This window comes from Enterobacter sp. RHBSTW-01064 (genome assembly GCF_014103035.1).
Lineage (GTDB): Bacteria > Pseudomonadota > Gammaproteobacteria > Enterobacterales > Enterobacteriaceae > Enterobacter > Enterobacter mori.
On record NZ_JABXOU010000001.1, the window covers coordinates 1199306 to 1222790 of the forward strand.

Genomic DNA, 23485 nt, shown 5'->3' on the forward strand with positions numbered 1-23485 from the left:
ACACGAAACCGACCTGAGAAAACCAACGCGGTTTCGTGTGCCGTGGCTCCCATGCAGGGCCAACCTTAAACTTCGGGGGAATATTCTATACACAACGACAAGGGATGTCGTTAGTTCGAAGAGATTTATCGTGGAAATAATTCACGTAGCCGCGAAATAATGCGGCTACGTGCTCTTTTCGTGAGAATTAATGGATCCCGCCAATACGATTCAGGCGTACCCCGGTCGGCCATTCGCCTTCCTGCTTCTCAAAACTCATCCAGATCGCCGTCGCTTTACCCACCAGATTCGCTTCCGGCACAAAGCCCCAGTAGCGGCTATCGGCAGAGTTATCGCGGTTATCGCCCATCATGAAGTAATGACCTGGCGGTACGATCCAGCTGGCAAGCTGCTGACCCGGCTGCTGGTAGTACATACCCACTTGATCCTGCGCGATTGGAACCGTCAGGATACGATGGGTGACATCACCCAGCGTCTCTTTACGCTCAACCAGGCGGATGCCGTTCTCTTTGGTCTCGCCTTTCGGTACCTGGAAGAAGCCGCTGGTCGCTTCGCCGCCGTTACGACGGGCAAAGGTCTGCACAAAATCACTTGGCTCAACGTTTGAGTAGGTGATGGCCAGCGCGTTTTCACATGCGGTACCGGAACTGCAGCCCGGCTGAACGGTGACTTCCTTCGTGGCCGGATCGTAGGTGACTTTATCACCCGGCAGACCCACCGCGCGCTTGATGTAGTCCAGTCGCGGATCTTCCGGGTATTTAAATACCACGATATCGCCACGTTTCGGATGACCGGTTTCGATCAGCGTTTTCTGGTAGATCGGATCTTTAATGCCGTAGGCAAACTTCTCAACCAGAATAAAATCGCCAATTAGCAGTGTTGGCATCATGGAACCTGATGGGATCTGGAACGGCTCGTAAATGAACGAACGCACCACCAGCACAATGGCCAGCACCGGAAATACCGAGGCTCCCGTTTCCAGCCAGCCCGGTTTCGGGCCAACTTTCTTCAGGGTTTTCGCATCAAGCCCATCGCCAGTGGCTGCCTGTGCGGCAGCCTGACGTTCACGGCGTTTTGGGGCGAAGATAAACTTATCCAGACACCACAGCAGACCTGTCACCAGGGTAGCGATGACCAGGATCAGGGCAAACATGTTCGCCATGCCAACTCCTTAAGGGTTATTTGCCGTCTTTACCAACATGAAGAATGGCAAGGAATGCTTCCTGCGGCAGCTCAACGTTACCGACCTGCTTCATACGCTTCTTACCATCTTTCTGCTTCTGCAGCAGCTTTTTCTTACGGCTGACGTCACCGCCGTAGCATTTCGCCAGGACGTTTTTACGCAGCTGTTTCACGGTAGAACGGGCGATGATGTGGTTACCAATGGCCGCCTGAATCGCGATATCAAATTGCTGACGCGGGATCAGCTCTTTCATCTTCTCAACCAGCTCACGACCACGGTATGGCGCGTTGTCGTTGTGGGTGATCAGCGCCAGTGCATCGACGCGCTCGCTGTTGATCAGCACGTCCACACGCACCATGTTAGAGGCCTGGAAACGCTTGAAGTTGTAATCCAGTGACGCATAGCCACGGGAGGTCGACTTCAGACGGTCGAAGAAGTCGAGGACCACTTCCGCCATCGGGATTTCGTAGGTCAGCGCCACCTGGTTACCATGGTAAACCATGTTGGTCTGCACGCCACGCTTCTCAATACAGAGCGTGATGACGTTGCCCAGGAACTCCTGCGGCAGCAGCATGTGACACTCAGCAATAGGCTCACGCAGCTCGTGAATATTGTTCAGCGGCGGCAGCTTGGACGGGCTGTCGACGTAGATCACTTCTTTCGAGGTGGTTTCCACTTCATACACTACGGTCGGTGCGGTGGTGATCAGATCCAGATCGTATTCACGCTCCAGACGTTCCTGAATGATCTCCATATGCAGCAGGCCAAGGAAGCCACAGCGGAAACCGAAGCCCAGCGCCGTTGAACTTTCTGGTTCGTAGAACAGGGAAGCATCGTTCAGGCTCAGCTTACCGAGCGCATCACGGAAGTTTTCGTAGTCGTCAGAGCTGACCGGGAACAGGCCCGCGTAAACCTGCGGCTTCACCTTTTTAAAGCCTGGCAGCGCTTTGTCCGCCGGGTTACGTGCCAGCGTCAGCGTATCGCCCACCGGAGCACCGAGGATGTCTTTAATCGCGCAGACCAGCCAGCCTACCTCGCCGCATTTCAGCTCGGTACGGTCAACCTGTTTTGGCGTGAAGATACCCAGACGGTCAGCGTTGTAGACCTGGCCGGTACTCATGACCTTAATTTTGTCGCCTTTACGCATGGTCCCGTTTTTGATACGCACCAGCGAAACAACGCCAAGGTAGTTATCGAACCAGGAGTCGATGATCAGCGCCTGCAGCGGCGCTTCCGGGTCACCTTCCGGTGGCGGAATATCACGCACCAGACGTTCCAGCACATCGGGAACACCGACGCCGGTTTTCGCCGAGCAGCGTACCGCGTCGGTCGCATCAATGCCGACGATGTCTTCAATCTCTTCCGCTACGCGCTCAGGATCGGCGGCAGGCAAGTCAATTTTGTTCAGAACCGGCACGACCTCGAGATCCATTTCCATCGCGGTGTAGCAGTTCGCCAGGGTCTGGGCTTCTACGCCCTGCCCGGCATCGACCACAAGCAGCGCGCCTTCACAGGCCGCCAGCGAGCGTGAAACTTCATAGGAGAAGTCAACGTGGCCAGGGGTGTCGATAAAGTTCAGTTGGTAGGTTTCACCGTCGGTCGCTTTATAGTCGAGCGTCACGCTCTGCGCTTTAATGGTGATACCGCGTTCGCGTTCCAGGTCCATGGAGTCCAGTACCTGGGCTGCCATTTCACGATCAGACAGGCCACCGCAAATCTGGATAATACGGTCAGACAGCGTCGACTTACCGTGGTCAATGTGAGCAATGATCGAAAAGTTACGTATGTTCTTCATATAGTTAAATAATTATGCCTTACGAATTCCTGGAGGCCGCTGTTCTTAGCCTGACGTTTTTCAGTGCGAAAACGCAGCATTCTACACTACATCCCCGCAACCTGGAAATGCACTTAGAGCCAAGCATAGCGCGAAGAAACGGCGTTTTCTTTTTTGAGATGTAAATAATGATAAAGCCCGGTGGATCACCGGGCTTCAGAAGAGAGCGTCTCGACACGAAGCTGGTCAGGCGCGAGTGCAACATTGAGGATAACGGGTTGCCACTCTTCACGTGCTGCGAGCTTTGGCGACAGGCCTTTGGCAAGCCAAAATCCACCTACGCCACCCAGTGCAGCACCACACATGGCAGCCACATCGGTGCCAAACAACGTCTGGAAAATACCGCCCATAACAAACAAACCAACCAGTGGGGAGAGATAAACCAGCATCGCGGAGGTCAACAGACTGCCTTCTGCGATGCCCAGTTCCACCTTCTGCCCTGCCACCAGCGGCTGTTCGCTCGGGACGGCGATCGTATGCGACGTTTGCGGCCCCAGCTTGTTGAGCACGCGACTGCCGCAACCCGCTCTGGACGCACAGCTGTTGCAGGATGCTTTTACGTCACAGCTCACCAGCGCAACGCCATCCTGCCACGATACGACCGTAGCCCACTCTTTAATCATTGCGCAGCCCTAAATTTAATGCTGTCGGAAATGCGCTTCGCCGTTTGCGGCGGCAATTCCCCGACGATGGTGATCTCGGCGTTATCACGTACCGTGGTACTCACCGTACGGCGCCCGGTACGAAGCATTTGTTCTGAACTGTTTGCCGTTGCACGGTTGATGTTCACCGAGAAGCTGAACAACCCATCTGAATAAAGACGCGATTCGACCGGCGTTTCAATGGTCGGTAACTGGCGACGGCTACTGGAGACTTCACTAAATCCTTGCGGGATCCAGGAAGGAACCCAGTTGAAGTTCACAGAATCACCGGCAGGAACAGAAAGCAGCGGCGGCAGGCTGGCTTTGGCCAGATTCTGCATGCTATTGCCCACCTGATTATTCACGCTGAAGGAGATGACGCGGAACTGTTCCAGCGTTTCACCGTCACGGTCGAGCAGGTCAACGCGCATTGGCAGCTTGGTTTCTGCATCAATCCAGACGATGTAGCTGTAACGCGTACCGTCTCTGGCCACAACGCGGATAACCTCGCAGAGTCTGTCGGCGATGCGGGTTTTGCCGACCGCGATAAAATCGTAGAAAGGCGCAAGACGCTTGAAATCGGTATAGATAAGCGATGGCAAGGAATCAACGATATAGTCGCCATTCAGAGTGAAAGGTTCCAGGCCAGGTTCAAAGTAGCTGATTTCATTGCCACGCTGAACCACTTCCCGACGTGGACCATCCATCTGTAAAAGCTGGGCGAGCGGCTGGTTATCAAGACGGGCATGGCGATAGCGTAACGATTCGACGCCCTGCTTATTAATGCTGATAAATGCCAACTCGTAATTGAGTGACTGGCTGGCCAGATTCATTTGCTGCAACAACGCCCCGGATGAAACATCAGCCGAGGCGTTGGCAGAGAAGAACAGGCTACCTGTCATCAGAGACATGGCGAACCAAAGTTGCTTCATTACTGCGATTGCGTTCCTAAAGTTTGGTTTCCGGGCACTTGCACAGCAGCCTGCTGGGTTTGTGCCTGCTCAAACTGAAGCTGTTCGGAGTGCAGACGACGCTGCAACTCATAATCCTGCAACATCGCATTGATGCGACGGCGCTGCTCTTGTACCTGCTGTTGCTGACCGCCGCTTGCGGAAGCATCTGCCGGTACGCCCAGGCTAACCGGGCTGGCTTTGCCCATCATCGGCAGTGTATTAAACACTGGCGCTTCAGGCTGCTGATTGGCTTCAGACTGAGTGTTATAGTGCTGGACGCCAACGATAACTGCAAACGATACGCAAGCAGCCACACCCATTTGGGTAAGCTGGCTGGCCCACGGACGCACCTTTTGCCAGAACGGCATTTTCTGCCACTGGTGAGGCGCGGGCTGAGCTTCAGGAATCAGCGGAGTGGTCTGATGTACTGGCTCGTTCTCGATGGCCGCCATGACGCGAGCCGAGATATCGAAATGGAGAACCTCGCCGGTATCACCACGTAAGGTGTCACGGATGAGATGATAGCTCTCCCAGGTCTCTTGCATTTCGGGAGAATGAGACAGCTCATTGAGCAGCTCACTATCCAGCGTTTCACCATCCATTAAAGCGGAAAGTTGTTCTTTCTGCATGCCTAATACCTTTTCCAGTATCCCGCTATCGTCAACGCCTGATAAGCGGTTGAACTTTATTATCAATTGCTTCTCGCGCACGGAAAATTCGTGAACGAACCGTGCCGACCGGACAATCCATGATGACCGCTATCTCTTCATAGCTTAGGCCATCCAACTCCCGTAACGTAATTGCCATGCGTAAATCTTCCGGGAGCGACTCGATCGTGCGAAAAACGATTTGTCTCAGTTCTTCTGACAACATTAAGTTCTCAGGGTTCGAAATTTCTTTCAACGCGCCGCCACTTTCGAAGTTTTCGGCGTCGATTGCGTCCACATCACTAGAAGGCGGACGACGGCCCTGAGCGACCAGATAATTTTTTGCTGTATTCACGGCAATGCGATACAGCCAGGTATAAAAAGCACTATCTCCCCGGAATGAATCCAGCGCACGATAGGCCTTAATAAAAGACTCTTGTACCACATCAGGAACATCTCCCGAGGGGACATAGCGAGAAACCAGACTCGCCACCTTATGCTGGTAGCGAACCACCAGTAGGTTAAAGGCTTTCTGATCTCCCTTTTGGACCCGTTCAACCAGGACCTGGTCCGTTAACTGCTCGCTCATCCGAGGTAATGTCTCCCCAAACCTAAATTCCACGCGCTATCGAAACGCCACTCTAACAGCATTGTACTTTGAGCAAGCACTGGCTTAGAGCGTCTATTCTTCAATAAGTTCCGTCACGCTTTTGTTTTTGTTCATCGCGCCGCAGACCGATCATTTTCTCTCATTATAAGTCTGATCACGATACGCACCCACTTTCTGACAAGAATCATCAACTTTATCGTCAGAAGAGTAACGCAACACCGGCTTTATTTCACCACAAAATCTGAAGCTAACGATCTGCTTCGCAAAATCTTTTCGTTCATTTACCTCTTGTTTAGCTCTGACTTTACGTTTAGTCACCATAACAACATACAAAAAAAACGTGCGAAACCTCTCAGCCAGGTGCTATTCTGGCCAAACACTGTTTAGTAAATTAAACAAACATCATGAACACAACGCCAGAACTTCATTGTGATGTACTGATCATCGGCAGCGGTGCTGCTGGTCTCTCCCTTGCGCTGCGCCTTGCTGAGCACCAGAACGTGATCGTCTTGAGTAAAGGCCCGATGAGCGAGGGTTCAACTTTCTATGCGCAAGGCGGGATTGCGGCCGTGTTTGACGAAACGGACAGCATTGCCTCGCACGTTGAAGACACCCTCATTGCCGGGGCGGGGATTGTGGATGAACATGCCGCAGAGTTTGTCGCCAGCAACGCCCGACATTGCGTACAGTGGCTTATCGATCAGGGGGTGCTGTTTGATACCCACGTCCAGCCTAACGGTGAAGAGAGCTACCACCTGACCCGTGAAGGCGGACATAGCCATCGTCGGATCCTTCATGCGGCAGACGCGACCGGAAAAGCGGTTGAAACCACACTGGTCAGTAAAGCGCTTAGCCATCCTAATATTCGCGTCCTTGAGCGTAGCAATGCGGTTGACCTGATTATCTCCGATAAAATTGGTCTACCGGGCACGCGACGCGTCGTCGGCGCCTGGGTGTGGAATCGTAATAAAGAGAAGGTGGAAACCTGCCGGGCAAAAGCGGTCGTCCTGGCGACAGGCGGTGCTTCTAAGGTGTATCAGTACACAACTAACCCGGACATTGCCTCCGGGGACGGTATAGCCATGGCCTGGCGTGCCGGTTGTCGCGTGGCGAACCTTGAGTTCAATCAGTTCCATCCAACAGCCCTGTTCCATCCTCAGGCGCGTAATTTCCTGCTGACGGAAGCCCTGCGCGGAGAAGGCGCTTACCTGAAGCGTCCCGACGGCTCCCGCTTTATGCCTGACTTTGATGCCAGGGGCGAACTGGCTCCGCGCGATATTGTCGCTCGCGCAATCGACCATGAAATGAAACGTCTTGGCGTGGATTGTATGTATCTGGATATCAGCCATAAGCCAGCTGAGTTCATTCGTCAGCACTTCCCGATGATTTATGAAAAACTGCTGGGCCTGGGGATCGATTTGACCCGCGATCCGGTGCCCATTGTGCCTGCAGCCCACTATACCTGTGGTGGCGTGATGGTTGACGATCACGGCCGCACCGACGTGGACGGCCTGTATGCCATTGGAGAAGTGAGTTATACCGGCCTGCACGGCGCGAACCGCATGGCCTCAAACTCGCTGCTGGAGTGTCTGGTATACGGATGGTCTGCAGCAGAGGATATTACCAGCCGTATGCCGTATGCACGTGAAACAGAGCATTTGCCAGCCTGGGATGAAAGTCGTGTAGAAAATCCGGACGAACTGGTTGTTATCCAGCATAACTGGCGCGAACTGCGGCTGTTTATGTGGGACTACGTTGGGATTGTACGGACGACAAAACGTCTTGAACGCGCCCTGCGCCGCATCACGATGCTACAGCAGGAGATTGATGAGTATTACGCCAATTTCCGCGTCTCCAATAACCTGCTGGAACTGCGCAACCTGGTACAGGTTGCGGAGCTTATCGTACGCTGCGCAATGATGCGTAAAGAGAGTCGCGGGCTGCATTACACCCTGGACTATCCCGATCAGCTGGAAGCGTCCGGCCCGTCGGTCTTGTCTCCTCACGCTCACATAAACAGATAGAACGCCTGGGTCAGAGCAGTGTAATCTTCGGAGTAACGCTGGTCTGGCCCACGGATGACCATTCTGTCATTGAAACACTCCCCTTCTTTCGGTGAGAGTGCCAGCAACACACGATGCGGCAACCGCCCTTCAGTGTCCGAAATGTCGGTGCGTAAACGCAGATTCCAGCCAATCTCCCGGGCAATCTCAATAAAGTTATTGCCGGTACTTTCTGGCAGTACCACGCAGAAAAAACCTTCTTCAGAGATCAGCTCAGCCGCACTGGTTAACAGCGCCTTATGATCGAGTGAACCGGTATAACGAGCCCGTTCGCGCTCGGGCGTACCGCACTCTACGCCGGGTTCGTAGTAAGGAGGGTTACTGACAATGAGATCGTAACGTGAAGTTTGCTCAGGCGCCCAGGCAAGAATATCCGCACACTCAACGGAAAGGCGTGGTGCCCAAGGGGATTCCGCAGCATTTTCACTCGCCTGCCCTGCGGCCTGCGCATCCAGTTCGACGGCATCAATGGTGACATGGTCTTCCGTGCGCTGCGCCAGCATCAACGCCACCAGCCCGCTGCCCGTACCGATATCAAGAATACGCTTAACACCTGCGACAGGTGCCCAGGCACCCAGTAAAATACCGTCTGTACCGACTTTCATCGCACAGCGATCGTGCGCCACAAAAAACTGCTTAAACGTAAAACCATCGCGGCGCAGCTGCGCTTTGAGTTGAGACATGTCAGGGCAACCTTCTAAGTGAAACTGGAGTAGCATAGGGGAAAGCGAAGTGGTCGAAAAGCGATATCCATACAAACAGATGAAGATTACAGCCGTAACGTCTATAATCAGCGCCCCACACAGAGGTAGAACATGACTGTAACGACTTTTTCCGAACTTGAACTCGATGAAAGCCTGCTCAATGCACTTGAGAGCAAAGGCTTTACACGCCCGACCGCCATTCAGGCCGCGGCCATTCCGCCTGCGCTTGAGGGCCGCGATGTGCTCGGTTCTGCGCCAACCGGCACGGGGAAAACAGCAGCCTACTTGCTGCCTGTCTTGCAGCACCTGCTCGATTTCCCACGTAAAAAATCAGGCCCACCGCGTATTTTAATTCTGACGCCTACGCGCGAACTGGCAATGCAGGTTGCCGATCACGCGCGTGAACTCGCGGCAAATACTCATCTTGATATCGCCACCATCACCGGCGGCGTTGCGTACATGAACCACGCCGAAGTGTTCAGCGAAAACCAGGACATCGTCGTTGCGACAACCGGCCGCCTGCTGCAGTACATCAAAGAAGAGAACTTCGACTGCCGCGCGGTTGAAACGCTGATCCTGGATGAAGCCGACCGCATGCTGGACATGGGCTTCGCGCAGGATATTGAACACATTGCGGGTGAAACGCGCTGGCGTAACCAGACAATGCTGTTCTCTGCCACTCTCGAAGGGGAAGCGATCAAAGACTTCGCGGAGCGTCTGCTGGAAGATCCGGCGGAAGTCTCGGCGACACCGTCAACCCGTGAGCGTAAGAAGATCCACCAGTGGTACTACCGCGCGGATAACCTTGAGCACAAGGTCGAATTGCTGAAACACCTGCTGAAGCAGGAAGATGCTCTGCGCACAATCGTGTTTGTGCGCAAGCGCGAGCGCGTGCATGAGCTGGCGGAAATGCTGCGTAACGCCGGGATCAACAACTGCTATCTTGAAGGCGAGATGGCGCAGATCAAGCGAACTGAAGGCATTAAGCGTCTGACCGACGGTCGCGTGAACGTTCTGGTTGCGACTGACGTTGCCGCACGCGGGATCGACATCCCTGACGTGAGCCACGTCATTAACTTCGATATGCCGCGCAGCGGAGATACCTATCTGCACCGTATTGGCCGTACCGGCCGCGCGGGCCGCAAAGGGATTGCGATTTCACTGGTTGAAGCGCATGACTACCTGCTGCTGCAGAAGATTGGCCGCTATGTTGATGAGCCGCTGAAAGCGCGCGTCATTGATGAGCTTCGCCCGACCACCCGTGCACCGAGCGAAAAAATGACGGGCAAGCCGTCCAAAAAAGCGCTCGCGAAACGTGCTGAGAGAAAAGAGAAAGAAAAAGAGAAGCCGCGCGTTAAGCAACGCCACCGCGACACCAAAAATATTGGTAAACGTCGCAAGCCAAGCGCGGCCGCGCCAGAAACGAAAACTGAAGAGTAAAAAAAAGCCGGGAAATTTCCCGGCTTTTTTATTCCACCCCCGTGGCTGAAACCCTTACAGGCTTTCAGTAAAGGTACGGGCAATAACGTCGCGCTGCTGTTCTGGAGTCAGTGAGTTGAAGCGTACCGCATAGCCAGACACACGAATGGTCAGCTGTGGGTATTTTTCAGGGTGCTCAACGGCATCCATCAGCGTTTCGCGACGCAGCACGTTAACGTTCAGGTGCTGACCACCTTCAACGCGCACTTCTGGTTTCACTTCCATTGGGATTTCACGGTATTCGATTTCGCCCAGTTTGCTCACTGGCACGATTTCGTCTTCTGCAAAACCCGCTTTCGCTACGACACAGCGCGCTTCGTTTTTCTCGCTGTCCAACAGCCAGAAAGAGTTGAGCAGATCGTCATTTGCAGCTTTAGTAATCTGGATACCTGTAATCATGTGTTGCCTCCCTAGGCTACATTAACTGATGTCGGCCTCTCGCGGCCAATTGGTAAAACCATTGTTTCTTGTGTGTATATATATCATTCACACCTCGGTGATTTATTGATTTAAATCAACAAAAACACCAACCACATAAAGAGTGTGGTTTGAATTTATTGTTTTAGATCAATTTCACAGCCTTACCAATTCAACTTTCCCTGCATCTTTTCAAAATAAATTTAGCCACTTAGCGCACATTTCAGCGTGTAATTTTGCTCACCGGGGTTAAACAGGTAAGCTAGTCACAGATTGAGATTCGCAGGAGAGCGAGATGACGACACCTTTAACCTGGCATGACGTGCTGGCAGAAGAAAAGCAGCAGCCTTATTTTATCAATACGCTCAGCAGCGTTGCTGCTGAGCGCCAGTCCGGACAGACGATTTACCCGCCGCAGAAAGATGTGTTCAACGCCTTTCGCTATACCGAACTGAGCGATGTAAAAGTGGTTATTTTGGGTCAGGATCCCTATCACGGCCCAGGGCAAGCCCATGGGCTGGCGTTTTCCGTACGTCCGGGCGTGGCTATCCCCCCTTCTCTGCTCAACATGTATAAAGAGCTTGAGGGAACCGTGCCCGGGTTTACCCGGCCAAACCACGGCTACCTGGAAAGCTGGGCGCATCAAGGTGTGCTGCTACTGAACACCGTCCTGACCGTGCGCGCGGGCCAGGCGCACTCGCACGCCAGCCTTGGATGGGAGACCTTTACCGATAAAGTCATCAGCCTGATCAACGAGCATCGCGAAGGGGTGGTGTTTTTACTCTGGGGTTCTCACGCGCAGAAGAAAGGGGCGATTATTGACCGTCAGCGTCATCACGTGTTGAAAGCACCGCACCCATCACCGCTGTCTGCTCATCGCGGTTTCTTTGGCAGTAATCATTTTGTTCTGGCGAATGAATGGCTGGAAAAACGTGGCGAAACGCCAATTGACTGGATGCCTGTGTTACCGGCAGAGAGCGAGTAGGATTTGAATGTGCCGGGTCAGGCCCGGCACATAAGAGGCTTATGCCTTATTCTGACGCCACCATTCAGCCAGCAGCACGCCGGTTGCAACGGAAACGTTCAGACTTTCCACATTGCCTGTCCCGTCAATAGAGACGCTCAGATCCGCACTGGAGAGCGCTGCATCAGACAGACCATCGCGTTCCTGACCTAACACCAACACCATCTTACGTGGCAACGTCGCTTTAAACAGCGGCGTACCGGCATGGCTCGAGGTGGTCACGATGGAATAGCCCGCTTTACGGAACTGCTCAAGGGCATCCAGAACGCTGTCGCCGGTGATCGGCTGTACGTGCTCTGCTCCGCCTTCCGCAGTACGGATCGCGGCACCGGATTCCAGCAGCGCGGCATCCTGCAACAGTACGCCTTTCACGCCAAAGTGCGCGCAGCTACGCATCATCGCACCCAGGTTGTGCGGGTTGCCCACATCTTCCAGCGCCAGCACGCAGTCATCGGCATCCGCCTGGCTGACCCACTGCTGCACGGTGGTGCCGTTACGTTTTTTGATCAGGAAGCAAACGCCGCCGTGGTGTTCGGTACCGGACGCTTTGGTCAGCTCGGCATCATCCACAACGTGGTAGGCTTTGCGGTTCGCGGCCATCCAGCGCAGCGCTTCTTTGAAGCGCGGAGTCACGCTCTGGATAAACCAGGCGCGGACGATACACTCAGGACGGCTCTGGAACAGGGCCTGACAGGCATTCTCGCCATACACGCGGGTCTCTTCCGCACGCTGACGGCGCAGCACTTCCGGGTCGATAAAGCTCTTACCGCTGATACCGCCGTGATCGGCTTTTTCTGGCGTCTCATCGCCAGGAGCGCGAGAAACGGTGCGCCACGGTGAGGCGTTATCGCGTGAGAAGTCATCACGCGGACGATCGTCGCGTGGACGGTCATTGCGTGGGCGGTCGGAACGCGGACGGTCATCGCGTTTGCGATCGTCACGTTTGCGGTCATCACCGCGGGTATTTTTGTCATCGCGGGCGGGGCGACGGCCACCGTCTGCACGAGAAGACGCCGGACGCCCGCCCCCTTTTCCGGTACGCGGATTTTGGGTGCGTTTATCAGAGTCATCATCACTGCGGACATACATCACTTTGACCTTGCCGCTTTTGTTTTTCATTTCGTCGTTCATGCTTTTCTCCACCAGCGCTGCGCGAAGCGCGCAGATTACCCGATGTGCCAGCGCATAGCCATAATTTCGTACAAAAGCCTGTGACTATTGTTCTCATTGAATAAAACGCATTGTTGTTTCAAACAGGCTCATTGATAATATGTAACATATTAGAAACATTATCGGCGTTCTGCCGCTGTCCCACGGCTCTATCAGAGGTTAGTTATGAATACCGTATGTGCCAACTGTCAGGCTCTTAATCGCATTCCGGACGATCGGATGGAAGATGGTGCGAAATGCGGACGTTGTGGCCATGAATTGTTTGATGGCGATGTCATTAACGCGACGGGTGCTACGCTGGACAAACTCCTCAAGGACGATCTTCCTGTGGTGGTCGATTTCTGGGCACCGTGGTGCGGCCCCTGCCGCAGCTTTGCGCCGATCTTCGAAGACGTGGCCGAAGAGCGTAGTGGAAAAATGCGTTTCGTTAAGGTGAACACCGAAGCCGAGCGCGAACTGAGCGCACGTTTTCGTATTCGCAGCATCCCGACCATTATGATTTTCAAAAATGGTGAAGTGATCGACATGCTCAACGGCGCAGTTCCGAAGGCACCATTTGAAAGCTGGTTAAACGAGTCGCTGTAACAATCTCGGGGCACATCTTGTGCCCCGTTCTCGCCTCTGCGAAAATAGGGTTTTTCCTGCATTTCGCCCATGACTGATAACGCTGTTCTCCAATTACGCGCCGAACGCCTTGCGCGCGCCACGCGCCCGTTTCTTGCCCGCGGCAACCGTATCCGCCGCTGTCAGCGCTGCCTGCTGCCGCTGAAGGTTTGCCTCTGCGAGACGCTTACCCCGAGTACGGCGGAAAGCCGTTTTTGTCTCGTCATGTTCGATACCGAGCCGATGAAGCCCAGCAATACGGGGCGTCTTATCGCCGATATTTTGCCGAATACCGCCGCGTTTCAATGGTCTCGTACAGAACCCCCTCAGGCACTGCTCGATTTAGTCACAAACCCCGACTATCAGCCAATGGTGGTTTTCCCGGCGTCCTACGCGGGAGAACAGCGTCAGGTTCTTTCTGCGCCGCCATCCGGTAAACCGCCGCTGTTTATTATGCTGGACGGCACCTGGACCGAAGCGCGAAAAATGTTCCGCAAAAGCCCCTATCTGGATGCATTACCGGTGATTTCGGTCGATTTGTCTCGCGTCTCGGCCTATCGCCTGCGTGAAGCCCATGCTGACGGGCAATATTGTACGGCGGAAGTGGCAATTGCGCTTCTGGATCTGGCCGGAGATACCCTGGCCGCCAGCGCGTTAGGCAGCCATTTTTCCTGTTTCCGCGAGCGTTACCTGGCAGGAAAAACCGTTCATAAGGGCAGCGTCACAGCAGCCGAGGCAGAAAGCGTTTAAAATCATCAGGCCGCTTGCATTCACAGGAGAGTTGCATGAGCCAGCGAGGGTTAGAAGCGCTACTACGACCTAAATCCATTGCCGTTATTGGTGCCTCCATGAAACCGGACCGTGCGGGTTACCTGATGATGCGTAACCTGCTGGCTGGCGGATTTAATGGCCCTGTTATGCCCGTCACCCCTGCTTATAAAGCCGTTCAGGGCGTGCTTGCGTGGCCAGATATTCAGAGCCTGCCCTTCGTTCCCGACCTCGCCATCATCTGTACGCATGCGAAACGGAATCTGGACTTACTGGAGTCACTTGGCCAAAAAGGGTGCAAAACCTGCATTATCCTCTCCTCACCTCCTGAACAGCAGCCAGAACTCCTTGCTTGTGCCGGTCGCTTTCAGATGCGTATTCTGGGGCCAAACAGTCTGGGACTGCTCGCACCATGGCAAGGACTGAACGCCAGCTTCTCCCCGGTGCCTATCCGCAAAGGCAAACTGGCCTTTATCTCGCAGTCGGCAGCCGTATCGAACACCATTCTCGACTGGGCGCAGCAACGTGAGATGGGATTCTCCTACTTCATCGCTCTGGGTGATAGCCTCGATATCGACGTAGATGAACTGCTGGATTTTCTGGCCAGAGACAGTAAAACCAGCGCGATTCTTCTCTACCTCGAGCACTTAAGCGATGCCCGTCGTTTTGTGTCAGCTTCGCGTAGCGCATCGCGCAATAAACCGATCCTGGTCATCAAAAGTGGGCGTAGCCCGGCGGCGCAGCGTCTGCTGAATTCGCATTCAGGTATGGATCCCGCGTGGGATGCCGCGATCCAGCGTGCCGGTTTACTTCGGGTGCAGGATACGCACGAGCTTTTTTCCGCCGTTGAGACGCTGAGCCATATGCGTCCGTTACGCGGCGAAAAGCTAATGATTGTCAGCAATGGGGCGGCACCTGCAGCGCTGGCACTGGATGAGCTCTGGCTACGCAACGGCAAGCTGGCTACGCTCGGCGAAGAGACGCTTCAACACCTGCGTGAGGCATTACCCGTCAGCGTCGCACCCGGAAACCCGCTGGATTTACGCGATGATGCCAGCAGCGAGCGCTATATAAAGGCCATTTCAATTTTGCTGGACAGCCAGGATTTCGACGCGCTCATGATCATCCACTCGCCCAGTGCGGTTGCGCCTGGTACTGAAAGCGCGCGGACGCTCATTGACGCTGTGCGTAATCATCCGCGCGGCAAATACGTTACCGTACTCACCAACTGGTGCGGTGAATTTTCCTCTCAGGAGGCACGCCGGCTGTTCAGTGAAGCCGGGTTGCCGACGTATCGCACACCAGAAGGCACTATCACCGCATTTATGCATATGGTGGAATACCGTCGTAACCAAAAGCAACTGCGTGAAACCCCGGCTTTACCAGGTAACCTGACTGCGAATGCCGTCGACGTCCACCGACTGCTGCAGCAGGCTATCGAAGAGGGGGCGACCTCGCTCGACACGCATGAGGTACAGCCCGTTCTCGGCAGTTACGGCATGCAAACGCTGCCGACATGGATCGCCAGCGACAGCGCGGAAGCCGTCCATATTGCTGAGCAAATTGGCTACCCGGTTGCCCTGAAGCTTCGCTCTCCGGATATCCCACATAAGTCGGATATTCAGGGCGTAATGTTGTACTTACGCACGGCTGCGGAAGTGCAGCAAGCTGCAGATGCCATTTTCGATCGCGTCAAAATGGCCTGGCCGCAGGCCAGGATCCACGGCCTTCTCGTGCAAAGCATGGCTAACCGAGCAGGCGCCCAGGAGCTACGCGTGGTGGTTGAGCACGATCCGGTCTTTGGGCCGCTGATTATGCTGGGTGAAGGCGGCGTTGACTGGCGACCTGAAGAGCAGGCGGTGGTGGCATTACCGCCATTGAATATGAATCTGGCACGCTATCTGATAATACAGGCGATAAAGAGCAAAAAAATCCGTGGCCGGAGCGCCCTGCGCCCGCTTGATATTGCCGGATTAAGCCAGTTCCTGGTGCAGGTCTCTAACCTGATTGTGGATTGTGCCGAGATTCAGCGGTTGGATATTCACCCGCTGCTCGCGTCCGGCAATGAGTTTATCGCGCTGGATGTCACGCTGGATATTGCGCCATTCACAGGAGACAGAGAGAGCCGTCTGGCGATCCGCCCTTATCCTTTACACCTCGAAGAATGGGTGGAGATGAAAAACGGCGAACGCGCGCTCTTCCGCCCTATTCTGCCGGAAGATGAGCCGCAGCTACGCACGTTCATCTCTCAGGTGACCAAAGAAGATCTTTACTACCGCTACTTTAGCGAGATCAATGAATTCACTCATGATGATTTAGCCAATATGACGCAGATCGACTACGATCGAGAAATGGCGGTTGTGGCCGTACGGCGTTCCGGGCAGAGTGATGAGATCCTTGGCGTGACGCGTGCTATTTCGGATCCGGATAATATCGATGCGGAGTTTGCCGTGCTGGTACGCTCTGATTTGAAAGGCCTGGGCCTGGGGAGACGGCTGCTGGAAAAACTCATCAGTTATACGCGAGATCACGGATTGCTCCGCCTGAATGGCATTACTATGCCCAACAATCGCGGTATGGTCACTCTGGCGCGCAAACTGGGTTTTGACGTGGATGTTCAGCTGGACGAAGGGATTGTGGCCTTGTCCCTCCCCCTGACATCAGCAGATAAACAAGAGTAACCTACTGGAAATGTTACCCACTTTTGATAGCACTGGGGTATCATTGTCCGCTTATGTTGTTTGCATGCTACAGACAACCCTTCAATGAACAGAGAAGAAACGCACTGTGATGTTGTCAAAATTCAAGCGTAATAAACATCAACAACACCTTGCTCAACTACCGAAGATTTCTCAGTCAGTTGATGATGTAGAGTTCTTTTACGCTCCCGCTCATTTTCGGGAGACGATCCTGGAAAAGATCGCCAGCGCTACGCGACGTATTTGTATTGTGGCGCTGTATCTTGAACAAGATGAAGGCGGGCGCGCGATCCTGAACGCGCTCTATGAAGCTAAGCGTCAACGTCCGGAGCTGGATGTTCGCGTTCTGGTTGACTGGCACCGTGCACAGCGCGGCCGCATTGGTGCGGCGGCGTCTAACACGAATGCTGACTGGTATTGCCGCACGGCGCAGGAGAACCCTGGCGTCGATGTGCCGGTTTATGGCGTACCGGTCAATACCCGTGAAGCACTCGGCGTTCTGCATTTCAAAGGCTTCATTATTGATGATAGCGTCCTCTACAGCGGCGCGAGTCTGAATGACGTTTACCTCCATCAGCTCGATAAATATCGATATGACCGCTACCATCTGATTCGCAATGCGCAGATGGCGGATATCATGTTTAACTGGGTTGACAGACACCTGGTCCATGGCCGTGGCGTGAACCGTCTCGACGATCCCCATCGACCTAAAAGCCCCGAAATCAAAAACGATGTTCGCACTTTCCGTCAGGAGCTGCGCGATGCGGTGTATCATTTTCAGGGCGATGCCAATAACGAAGAGCTTTCCGTTACGCCACTCGTTGGTTTAGGCAAATCGAGCCTGCTGAACAAGACCATTTTCCATTTAATGCCGTGTGCGGGACAGAAACTGACCATCTGCACGCCGTACTTTAACCTTCCCGCGGTGCTGGTTCGCAATATCATCCAGCTGCTGCGTGATGGTAAAAAAGTGGAAATCATTGTCGGGGATAAAACGGCAAACGACTTCTTTATCCCGGAAGATCAGCCGTTCAAGATTATCGGCGCGTTACCTTATCTCTATGAGATCAACCTGCGTCGATTCCTGAGCCGTTTGCAGTATTATGTGAATACCGACCAACTGGTTGTGCGTCTCTGGAAAGATGAAGACAACAGCTATCACCTTAAGGGTATGTGGGTCGACGATGAATGGATGCTGCTGACAGGCAATAACCTGAATCCACGCGCCTGGCGCCTGGATCTGGAAAATGCCATTTTGATCCACGATCCGCAGCATGAATTAGCCGCGAAACGCGAGCGCGAGCTGGAATTGATTCGTACTCATACCACCGTCGTTCGCCATTACCGCGATCTGCAGAGCATTGCCGATTATCCTGTGAAGGTCCGTAAACTTATTCGTCGTTTACGTCGGATCCGGATAGACCGCCTCATCAGCCGTATTCTGTAATGTTCAGGCCCTGTCATTAGCAGGGCTTTTTTATGGAGTTCGTTAATGCGCATCCCTCTCTTATTCGCCCTCTTGTGCCTGACAGGATGTAGCCACATGGCTAACGATAGCTGGTCCGGTCAGGATAAAGCCCAACACTTTATCGCTTCAGCCATGTTGTCCGCTGCCGGTAATGAGTATGCGCAACATCAGGGATACAGCAGGGATCGGAGTGCGGCAATCGGCCTGATGTTCTCAGTAAGCCTTGGAGCATCAAAAGAGCTTTGGGACAGCCGCCCCGCAGGAAGCGGCTGGAGCTGGAAAGATTTTGCCTGGGATGTCGCCGGCGCAACGACCGGCTATGCCGTGTGGCAGTTGGCGCATTATTAAAGTCGAATACCTTTACCCTTGCGGTGCAGCATCAGGGACACAATGAAAGCCAGAGCCCCCATCACCGTGACATACCAGAAAAACGTTGTTTCACTGCCCCATGATTTTAGCGACAGGGCAACGTATTCCGCAGACCCGCCAAAAATCGCATTCGCCACTGCATACGAAAGCCCAACCCCCAGCGCACGAACCTGAGCCGGGAACATTTCCGCCTTGAGTATGCCGCTGATCGAGGTATAGAAACTAACGATCACCATCGCCACCATCACCAGCGCAAATGCCGCATACGGTGAGGAAACATGCTGAAGCGCAGTCAAAATGGGGACGGTACATAATGCAGATAATCCGCCAAAAATGAGCATCGACGTACGTCGACCCATCTTATCCGAGAGCGCTCCGATGAGCGGTTGTATGAGCATAAAAACAAATAAAGCCACCGTCATGACAACGCTGGCGACATTCGCATGCATACCTGTAGTGTTCACCAGATACTTCTGCATATAAGTGGTGAAAGTGTAAAAACTGAGAGAGCCGCCCGCAGTAAAGCCCAGCACCATCAGGAAAGCCTTGCGGTTACGCCATAACCCTTTGAATGTTCCCGCCTCCTTCAGCGTTCTGACTTCCTTCTGAGAGGTCTCATCTAACTGACGACGCAGCCAAAGTGCGACGATAGCCAGTACTGCCCCCATGGCGAAAGGAATCCGCCATCCCCAGGTGTGAAGCTGCTCATCCGTCAAAATCTGCTGCAGGATCACCACGACAAGGATGGCCAACAGTTGACCACCAATTAGCGTGACGTACTGGAATGAGGCGTAAAAACCTTTACGGCCTTCCAGTGCAATCTCACTCATGTAGGTCGCACTGGTACCGTATTCACCGCCGACAGATAGCCCCTGGAATAAGCGGGCCAGTAAAAGTAGCGCCGGTGCCCAGGTCCCAATCGATTCATATCCCGGTAGACAGGCGATCACCAGCGAGCCAAAGCACATCATACAAACCGAGATCAACATGGAGGCCTTACGACCACGACGATCCGCAATGCGACCGAACAGCCAGCCACCGATTGGTCGCATTAAGAATCCTGCAGCGAATACCCCTGCCGTTTGTAGCAACTGCGTCGTGGTGTTTCCCGAAGGAAAGAAGATATGTGCGAAATAGAGTGAACAGAATGAGTAGACGTAAAAGTCGAACCATTCAACAAGGTTCCCTGAAGAGGCACTGACGATTGCCCATACCCTTCTGCGGGTATCACTGTTAGCCAGCGTCCCGTTTGATGCAATGCTTTCTGTCATTGTGATTATGCTCCAGCCATAAACAGCGGCGTATTGAGCCAGGAGACTCAATTACCTCGTAAATGAAATGTTATAATTTTGTTATAAACAACATTGAGACAGAGATCACACATTCCATTAGCAGGATAAGCGATTAGGAGAAAGGCTAATTAAGAGAAAATCCAAAAGCAAAAAACCCCGCACCTTTCGGTACGGGGTTCTTCTGATTGATGCCTGGCAGTTCCCTACTCTCACATGGGGAGACCCCACACTACCATCGGCGCTACGGCGTTTCACTTCTGAGTTCGGCATGGGGTCAGGTGGGACCACCGCGCTAAAGCCGCCAGGCAAATTCTGTTAAATCTGTATCAGGCTGAAAATATCGTGTCTGTCTCTTCGCCGAAACACCTTCGGCGTTGTAAGGTTAAGCCTCACGGTTCATTAGTATCGGTTAGCTCAACGCATCGCTGCGCTTACACACCCGACCTATCAACGTCGTAGTCTTCAACGTTCCTTCAGGACCCTTAAAGGGTCAGGGAGAACTCATCTCGGGGCAAGTTTCGTGCTTAGATGCTTTCAGCACTTATCTTTTCCGCATTTAGCTACCGGGCAATGCCATTGGCATGACAACCCGAACACCAGTGATGCGTCCACTCCGGTCCTCTCGTACTAGGAGCAGCCCCCCTCAATTCTCCAGCGCCCACGGCAGATAGGGACCGAACTGTCTCACGACGTTCTAAACCCAGCTCGCGTACCACTTTAAATGGCGAACAGCCATACCCTTGGGACCTACTTCAGCCCCAGGATGTGATGAGCCGACATCGAGGTGCCAAACACCGCCGTCGATATGAACTCTTGGGCGGTATCAGCCTGTTATCCCCGGAGTACCTTTTATCCGTTGAGCGATGGCCCTTCCATTCAGAACCACCGGATCACTATGACCTGCTTTCGCACCTGCTCGAGCCGTCACTCTCGCAGTCAAGCTAGCTTATGCCATTGCACTAACCTCCTGATGTCCGACCAGGATTAGCTAACCTTCGTGCTCCTCCGTTACTCTTTGGGAGGAGACCGCCCCAGTCAAACTACCCACCAGACACTGTCCGCAACCCGGATTACGGGTCTACGTTAGAACACCAGCCATTAAAGGGTGGTATTTCAAGGGCGGCTCCACGCAGACTGGCGTCCACGCTTCAAAGCCTCCCACCTATCCTACACATCAAGGACCAGTGTTCAGTGTCAAGCTATAGTAAAGGTTCACGGGGTCTTTCCGTCTTGCCGCGGGTACACTGCATCTTCACAGCGAGTTCAATTTCACTGAGTCTCGGGTGGAGACAGCCTGGCCATCATTACGCCATTCGTGCAGGTCGGAACTTACCCGACAAGGAATTTCGCTACCTTAGGACCGTTATAGTTACGGCCGCCGTTTACCGGGGCTTCGATCAAGAGCTTCGCGTTGCCGCTAACCCCATCAATTAACCTTCCGGCACCGGGCAGGCGTCACACCGTATACGTCCACTTTCGTGTTTGCACAGTGCTGTGTTTTTAATAAACAGTTGCAGCCAGCTGGTATCTTCGACTGATTTCAGCTCCACCCGCAGGGGCTTCACCTACACATCAGCGTGCCTTCTCCCGAAGTTACGGCACCATTTTGCCTAGTTCCTTCACCCGAGTTCTCTCAAGCGCCTTGGTATTCTCTACCTGACCACCTGTGTCGGTTTGGGGTACGATTTGATGTTACCTGATGCTTAGAGGCTTTTCCTGGAAGCAGGGCATTTGTTACTTCAGCACCGTAGTGCCTCGTCATCACACCTCAGCGTTAAAAGAAGTCCGGATTTACCTAAACTTCCCGCCTACATGCTTAAACCGGGACAACCGTCGCCCGGCTAACATAGCCTTCTCCGTCCCCCCTTCGCAGTAACACCAAGTACAGGAATATTAACCTGTTTCCCATCGACTACGCCTTTCGGCCTCGCCTTAGGGGTCGACTCACCCTGCCCCGATTAACGTTGGACAGGAACCCTTGGTCTTCCGGCGTGCGGGCTTTTCACCCGCATTATCGTTACTTATGTCAGCATTCGCACTTCTGATACCTCCAGCAACCCTCACAGGCCACCTTCAACGGCTTACAGAACGCTCCCCTACCCAACAACGCATAAGCGTCGCTGCCGCAGCTTCGGTGCATGGTTTAGCCCCGTTACATCTTCCGCGCAGGCCGACTCGACCAGTGAGCTATTACGCTTTCTTTAAATGATGGCTGCTTCTAAGCCAACATCCTGGCTGTCTGTGCCTTCCCACATCGTTTCCCACTTAACCATGACTTTGGGACCTTAGCTGGCGGTCTGGGTTGTTTCCCTCTTCACGACGGACGTTAGCACCCGCCGTGTGTCTCCCGTGATAACATTCTTCGGTATTCGTAGTTTGCATCGGGTTGGTAAGCCGGGATGGCCCCCTAGCCGAAACAGTGCTCTACCCCCGAAGATGAGTTCACGAGGCGCTACCTAAATAGCTTTCGGGGAGAACCAGCTATCTCCCGGTTTGATTGGCCTTTCACCCCCAGCCACAAGTCATCCGCTAATTTTTCAACATTAGTCGGTTCGGTCCTCCAGTTAGTGTTACCCAACCTTCAACCTGCCCATGGCTAGATCACCGGGTTTCGGGTCTATACCCTGCAACTTAACGCCCAGTTAAGACTCGGTTTCCCTTCGGCTCCCCTATACGGTTAACCTTGCTACAGAATATAAGTCGCTGACCCATTATACAAAAGGTACGCAGTCACCTAACAAGTAGGCTCCCACTGCTTGTACGTACACGGTTTCAGGTTCTTTTTCACTCCCCTCGCCGGGGTTCTTTTCGCCTTTCCCTCACGGTACTGGTTCACTATCGGTCAGTCAGGAGTATTTAGCCTTGGAGGATGGTCCCCCCATATTCAGACAGGATACCACGTGTCCCGCCCTACTCTTCGAGTTCACAGCAAGTGTGCTTTCGTGTACGGGACTATCACCCTGTACCGTGCGACTTTCCAGACGCTTCCACTAACACACAAGCTGATTCAGACTCTGGGCTGCTCCCCGTTCGCTCGCCGCTACTGGGGGAATCTCGGTTGATTTCTTTTCCTCGGGGTACTTAGATGTTTCAGTTCCCCCGGTTCGCCTCGTTAACCTATGTATTCAGTTAACGATAGTGTGTCGGAACACACTGGGTTTCCCCATTCGGACATCGCCGGGTCAAAGGTTCATATCACCTCGCCGGCGCTTTTCGCAGATTAGCACGTCCTTCATCGCCTCTGACTGCCAGGGCATCCACCGTGTACGCTTAGTCGCTTAACCTCACAACCCGAAGATGTTTCTTTCGATTCATCATCAAATTGCGAAAATTTGAGAGACTCGAACACACATAACATGTGTGTCGTTTCAATTTTCAGCTTGATCCAGATTTTTAAAGAGCAAATATCTCAAACGTCACCCGAAGATGAGTTTTGAGATACTGAGGCAGGTGACTTTCACTCACGAACCAGCAAGTGGCGTCCCCTAGGGGATTCGAACCCCTGTTACCGCCGTGAAAGGGCGGTGTCCTGGGCCTCTAGACGAAGGGGACGTGAAGTCT

General features: G+C 53.6%; 19 protein-coding genes, 1 tRNA gene and 2 rRNA genes. 8 read left to right on the forward strand and 14 right to left on the reverse strand.

The features are described 5' to 3' along the window. Positions 1-187: 187 nt before the first annotated feature. The 7 genes from lepB to rseD form a co-directional block, all read right to left on the reverse strand. Complete coding sequence (lepB, locus tag HV355_RS05525) at positions 188-1162, reverse strand: signal peptidase I (protein ID WP_010434075.1); 975 nt, start codon at positions 1160-1162, stop codon at positions 188-190. Between the two features lie 16 nt (positions 1163-1178). Next, positions 1179-2978: a translation elongation factor 4 gene (gene lepA / locus HV355_RS05530; protein WP_089598413.1), complete on the reverse strand. Its 1800-nt coding sequence runs from the start codon at positions 2976-2978 to the stop codon at positions 1179-1181. A 185-nt stretch (positions 2979-3163) separates the two neighbouring features. Beyond that, a complete protein-coding gene (rseC, locus tag HV355_RS05535; RefSeq protein ID WP_182401157.1) occupies positions 3164-3640 on the reverse strand; it encodes a SoxR-reducing system protein RseC in 477 nt (158 codons plus the stop codon). After that, positions 3637-4590 (reverse strand): sigma-E factor regulatory protein RseB, encoded by a 954-nt coding sequence (gene rseB, locus HV355_RS05540; protein WP_010434078.1) that lies wholly within the window; start codon positions 4588-4590, stop codon positions 3637-3639. Before rseB ends, rseC begins: the two co-directional genes overlap by 4 nt. Continuing rightward, complete coding sequence (rseA, locus tag HV355_RS05545; protein WP_182401160.1) at positions 4590-5240, reverse strand: anti-sigma-E factor RseA; 651 nt, start codon at positions 5238-5240, stop codon at positions 4590-4592. Before rseA ends, rseB begins: the two co-directional genes overlap by 1 nt. Before the next feature lie 31 nt (positions 5241-5271). Further along, complete coding sequence (gene rpoE, locus HV355_RS05550; protein WP_010434081.1) at positions 5272-5847, reverse strand: RNA polymerase sigma factor RpoE; 576 nt, start codon at positions 5845-5847, stop codon at positions 5272-5274. Then, positions 5844-5909: a rpoE leader peptide RseD gene (rseD, locus tag HV355_RS24155; protein WP_226348011.1), complete on the reverse strand. Its 66-nt coding sequence runs from the start codon at positions 5907-5909 to the stop codon at positions 5844-5846. The genes rpoE and rseD overlap by 4 nt, the downstream gene beginning before the upstream one ends. A gap of 363 nt (positions 5910-6272) precedes the next feature. Between rseD and nadB the strand changes: the two genes are divergently transcribed. Then, positions 6273-7892 (forward strand): L-aspartate oxidase, encoded by a 1620-nt coding sequence (gene nadB / locus HV355_RS05560; RefSeq protein WP_182401161.1) that lies wholly within the window; start codon positions 6273-6275, stop codon positions 7890-7892. On the opposite strand, the gene HV355_RS05565 is transcribed toward nadB, so the two are convergent. Continuing rightward, on the reverse strand, positions 7877-8614 hold the full coding sequence (locus HV355_RS05565; RefSeq protein WP_182401163.1) for a tRNA1(Val) (adenine(37)-N6)-methyltransferase: 738 nt from the start codon (positions 8612-8614) through the stop codon (positions 7877-7879). The two genes, nadB and HV355_RS05565, sit on opposite strands and share 16 nt — an antisense overlap. Before the next feature lie 132 nt (positions 8615-8746). Here HV355_RS05565 and srmB point away from each other — a divergent pair, with 132 nt between their 5' ends. Further along, positions 8747-10075 carry an ATP-dependent RNA helicase SrmB gene (gene srmB, locus HV355_RS05570; RefSeq protein ID WP_042715662.1) on the forward strand — a complete coding sequence of 443 codons (1329 nt, stop codon included), beginning with the start codon at positions 8747-8749 and terminating at the stop codon, positions 10073-10075. A 54-nt stretch (positions 10076-10129) separates the two neighbouring features. Here srmB and grcA read toward each other — a convergent pair whose 3' ends face one another. Continuing rightward, a complete protein-coding gene (grcA, locus tag HV355_RS05575; RefSeq protein ID WP_008502190.1) occupies positions 10130-10513 on the reverse strand; it encodes an autonomous glycyl radical cofactor GrcA in 384 nt (127 codons plus the stop codon). Between the two features lie 313 nt (positions 10514-10826). On the opposite strand from grcA, the gene ung reads away from it, so the two are divergent. Next, entirely contained in the window at positions 10827-11516 is a 690-nt protein-coding gene (gene ung, locus HV355_RS05580) for a uracil-DNA glycosylase (RefSeq protein ID WP_182401165.1), read from the forward strand. 39 nt (positions 11517-11555) lie between these two features. On the opposite strand, the gene HV355_RS05585 is transcribed toward ung, so the two are convergent. Beyond that, entirely contained in the window at positions 11556-12686 is a 1131-nt protein-coding gene (locus HV355_RS05585; RefSeq protein ID WP_089598418.1) for a tRNA/rRNA methyltransferase, read from the reverse strand. A gap of 204 nt (positions 12687-12890) precedes the next feature. Between HV355_RS05585 and trxC the strand changes: the two genes are divergently transcribed. From trxC to HV355_RS05610, 5 genes are all read left to right on the forward strand, one after another. After that, positions 12891-13310: a thioredoxin TrxC gene (trxC, locus tag HV355_RS05590; RefSeq protein WP_089598419.1), complete on the forward strand. Its 420-nt coding sequence runs from the start codon at positions 12891-12893 to the stop codon at positions 13308-13310. Between the two features lie 69 nt (positions 13311-13379). Further along, the gene (gene tapT / locus HV355_RS05595) at positions 13380-14078 is read left to right on the forward strand and encodes a tRNA-uridine aminocarboxypropyltransferase (RefSeq protein WP_089598420.1); all 699 of its coding nucleotides are present in this window, start codon (positions 13380-13382) and stop codon (positions 14076-14078) included. A gap of 35 nt (positions 14079-14113) precedes the next feature. Beyond that, complete coding sequence (gene pat, locus HV355_RS05600) at positions 14114-16777, forward strand: protein lysine acetyltransferase (protein WP_182401167.1); 2664 nt, start codon at positions 14114-14116, stop codon at positions 16775-16777. 112 nt (positions 16778-16889) lie between these two features. Continuing rightward, on the forward strand, positions 16890-18242 hold the full coding sequence (gene pssA, locus HV355_RS05605; RefSeq protein ID WP_249420841.1) for a CDP-diacylglycerol--serine O-phosphatidyltransferase: 1353 nt from the start codon (positions 16890-16892) through the stop codon (positions 18240-18242). A 45-nt stretch (positions 18243-18287) separates the two neighbouring features. Next, positions 18288-18611 (forward strand): YfiM family lipoprotein, encoded by a 324-nt coding sequence (locus HV355_RS05610; protein WP_182401169.1) that lies wholly within the window; start codon positions 18288-18290, stop codon positions 18609-18611. Here the strand turns inward: HV355_RS05610 and HV355_RS05615 are convergent. The 4 genes from HV355_RS05615 to HV355_RS05630 form a co-directional block, all read right to left on the reverse strand. Beyond that, positions 18608-19903, reverse strand: coding sequence for an MFS transporter (locus HV355_RS05615; RefSeq protein ID WP_120157677.1), 1296 nt, complete (start codon positions 19901-19903; stop codon positions 18608-18610). The genes HV355_RS05610 and HV355_RS05615 overlap by 4 nt on opposite strands. A 211-nt stretch (positions 19904-20114) precedes the next feature. Continuing rightward, positions 20115-20230, reverse strand: a 5S ribosomal RNA gene (rrf, locus tag HV355_RS05620). A gap of 72 nt (positions 20231-20302) precedes the next feature. Further along, positions 20303-23208: ribosomal RNA gene (locus tag HV355_RS05625) — 23S ribosomal RNA — on the reverse strand. Between the two features lie 192 nt (positions 23209-23400). Next, positions 23401-23476, reverse strand: a tRNA-Glu gene (locus HV355_RS05630). Positions 23477-23485: the final 9 nt, after the last annotated feature.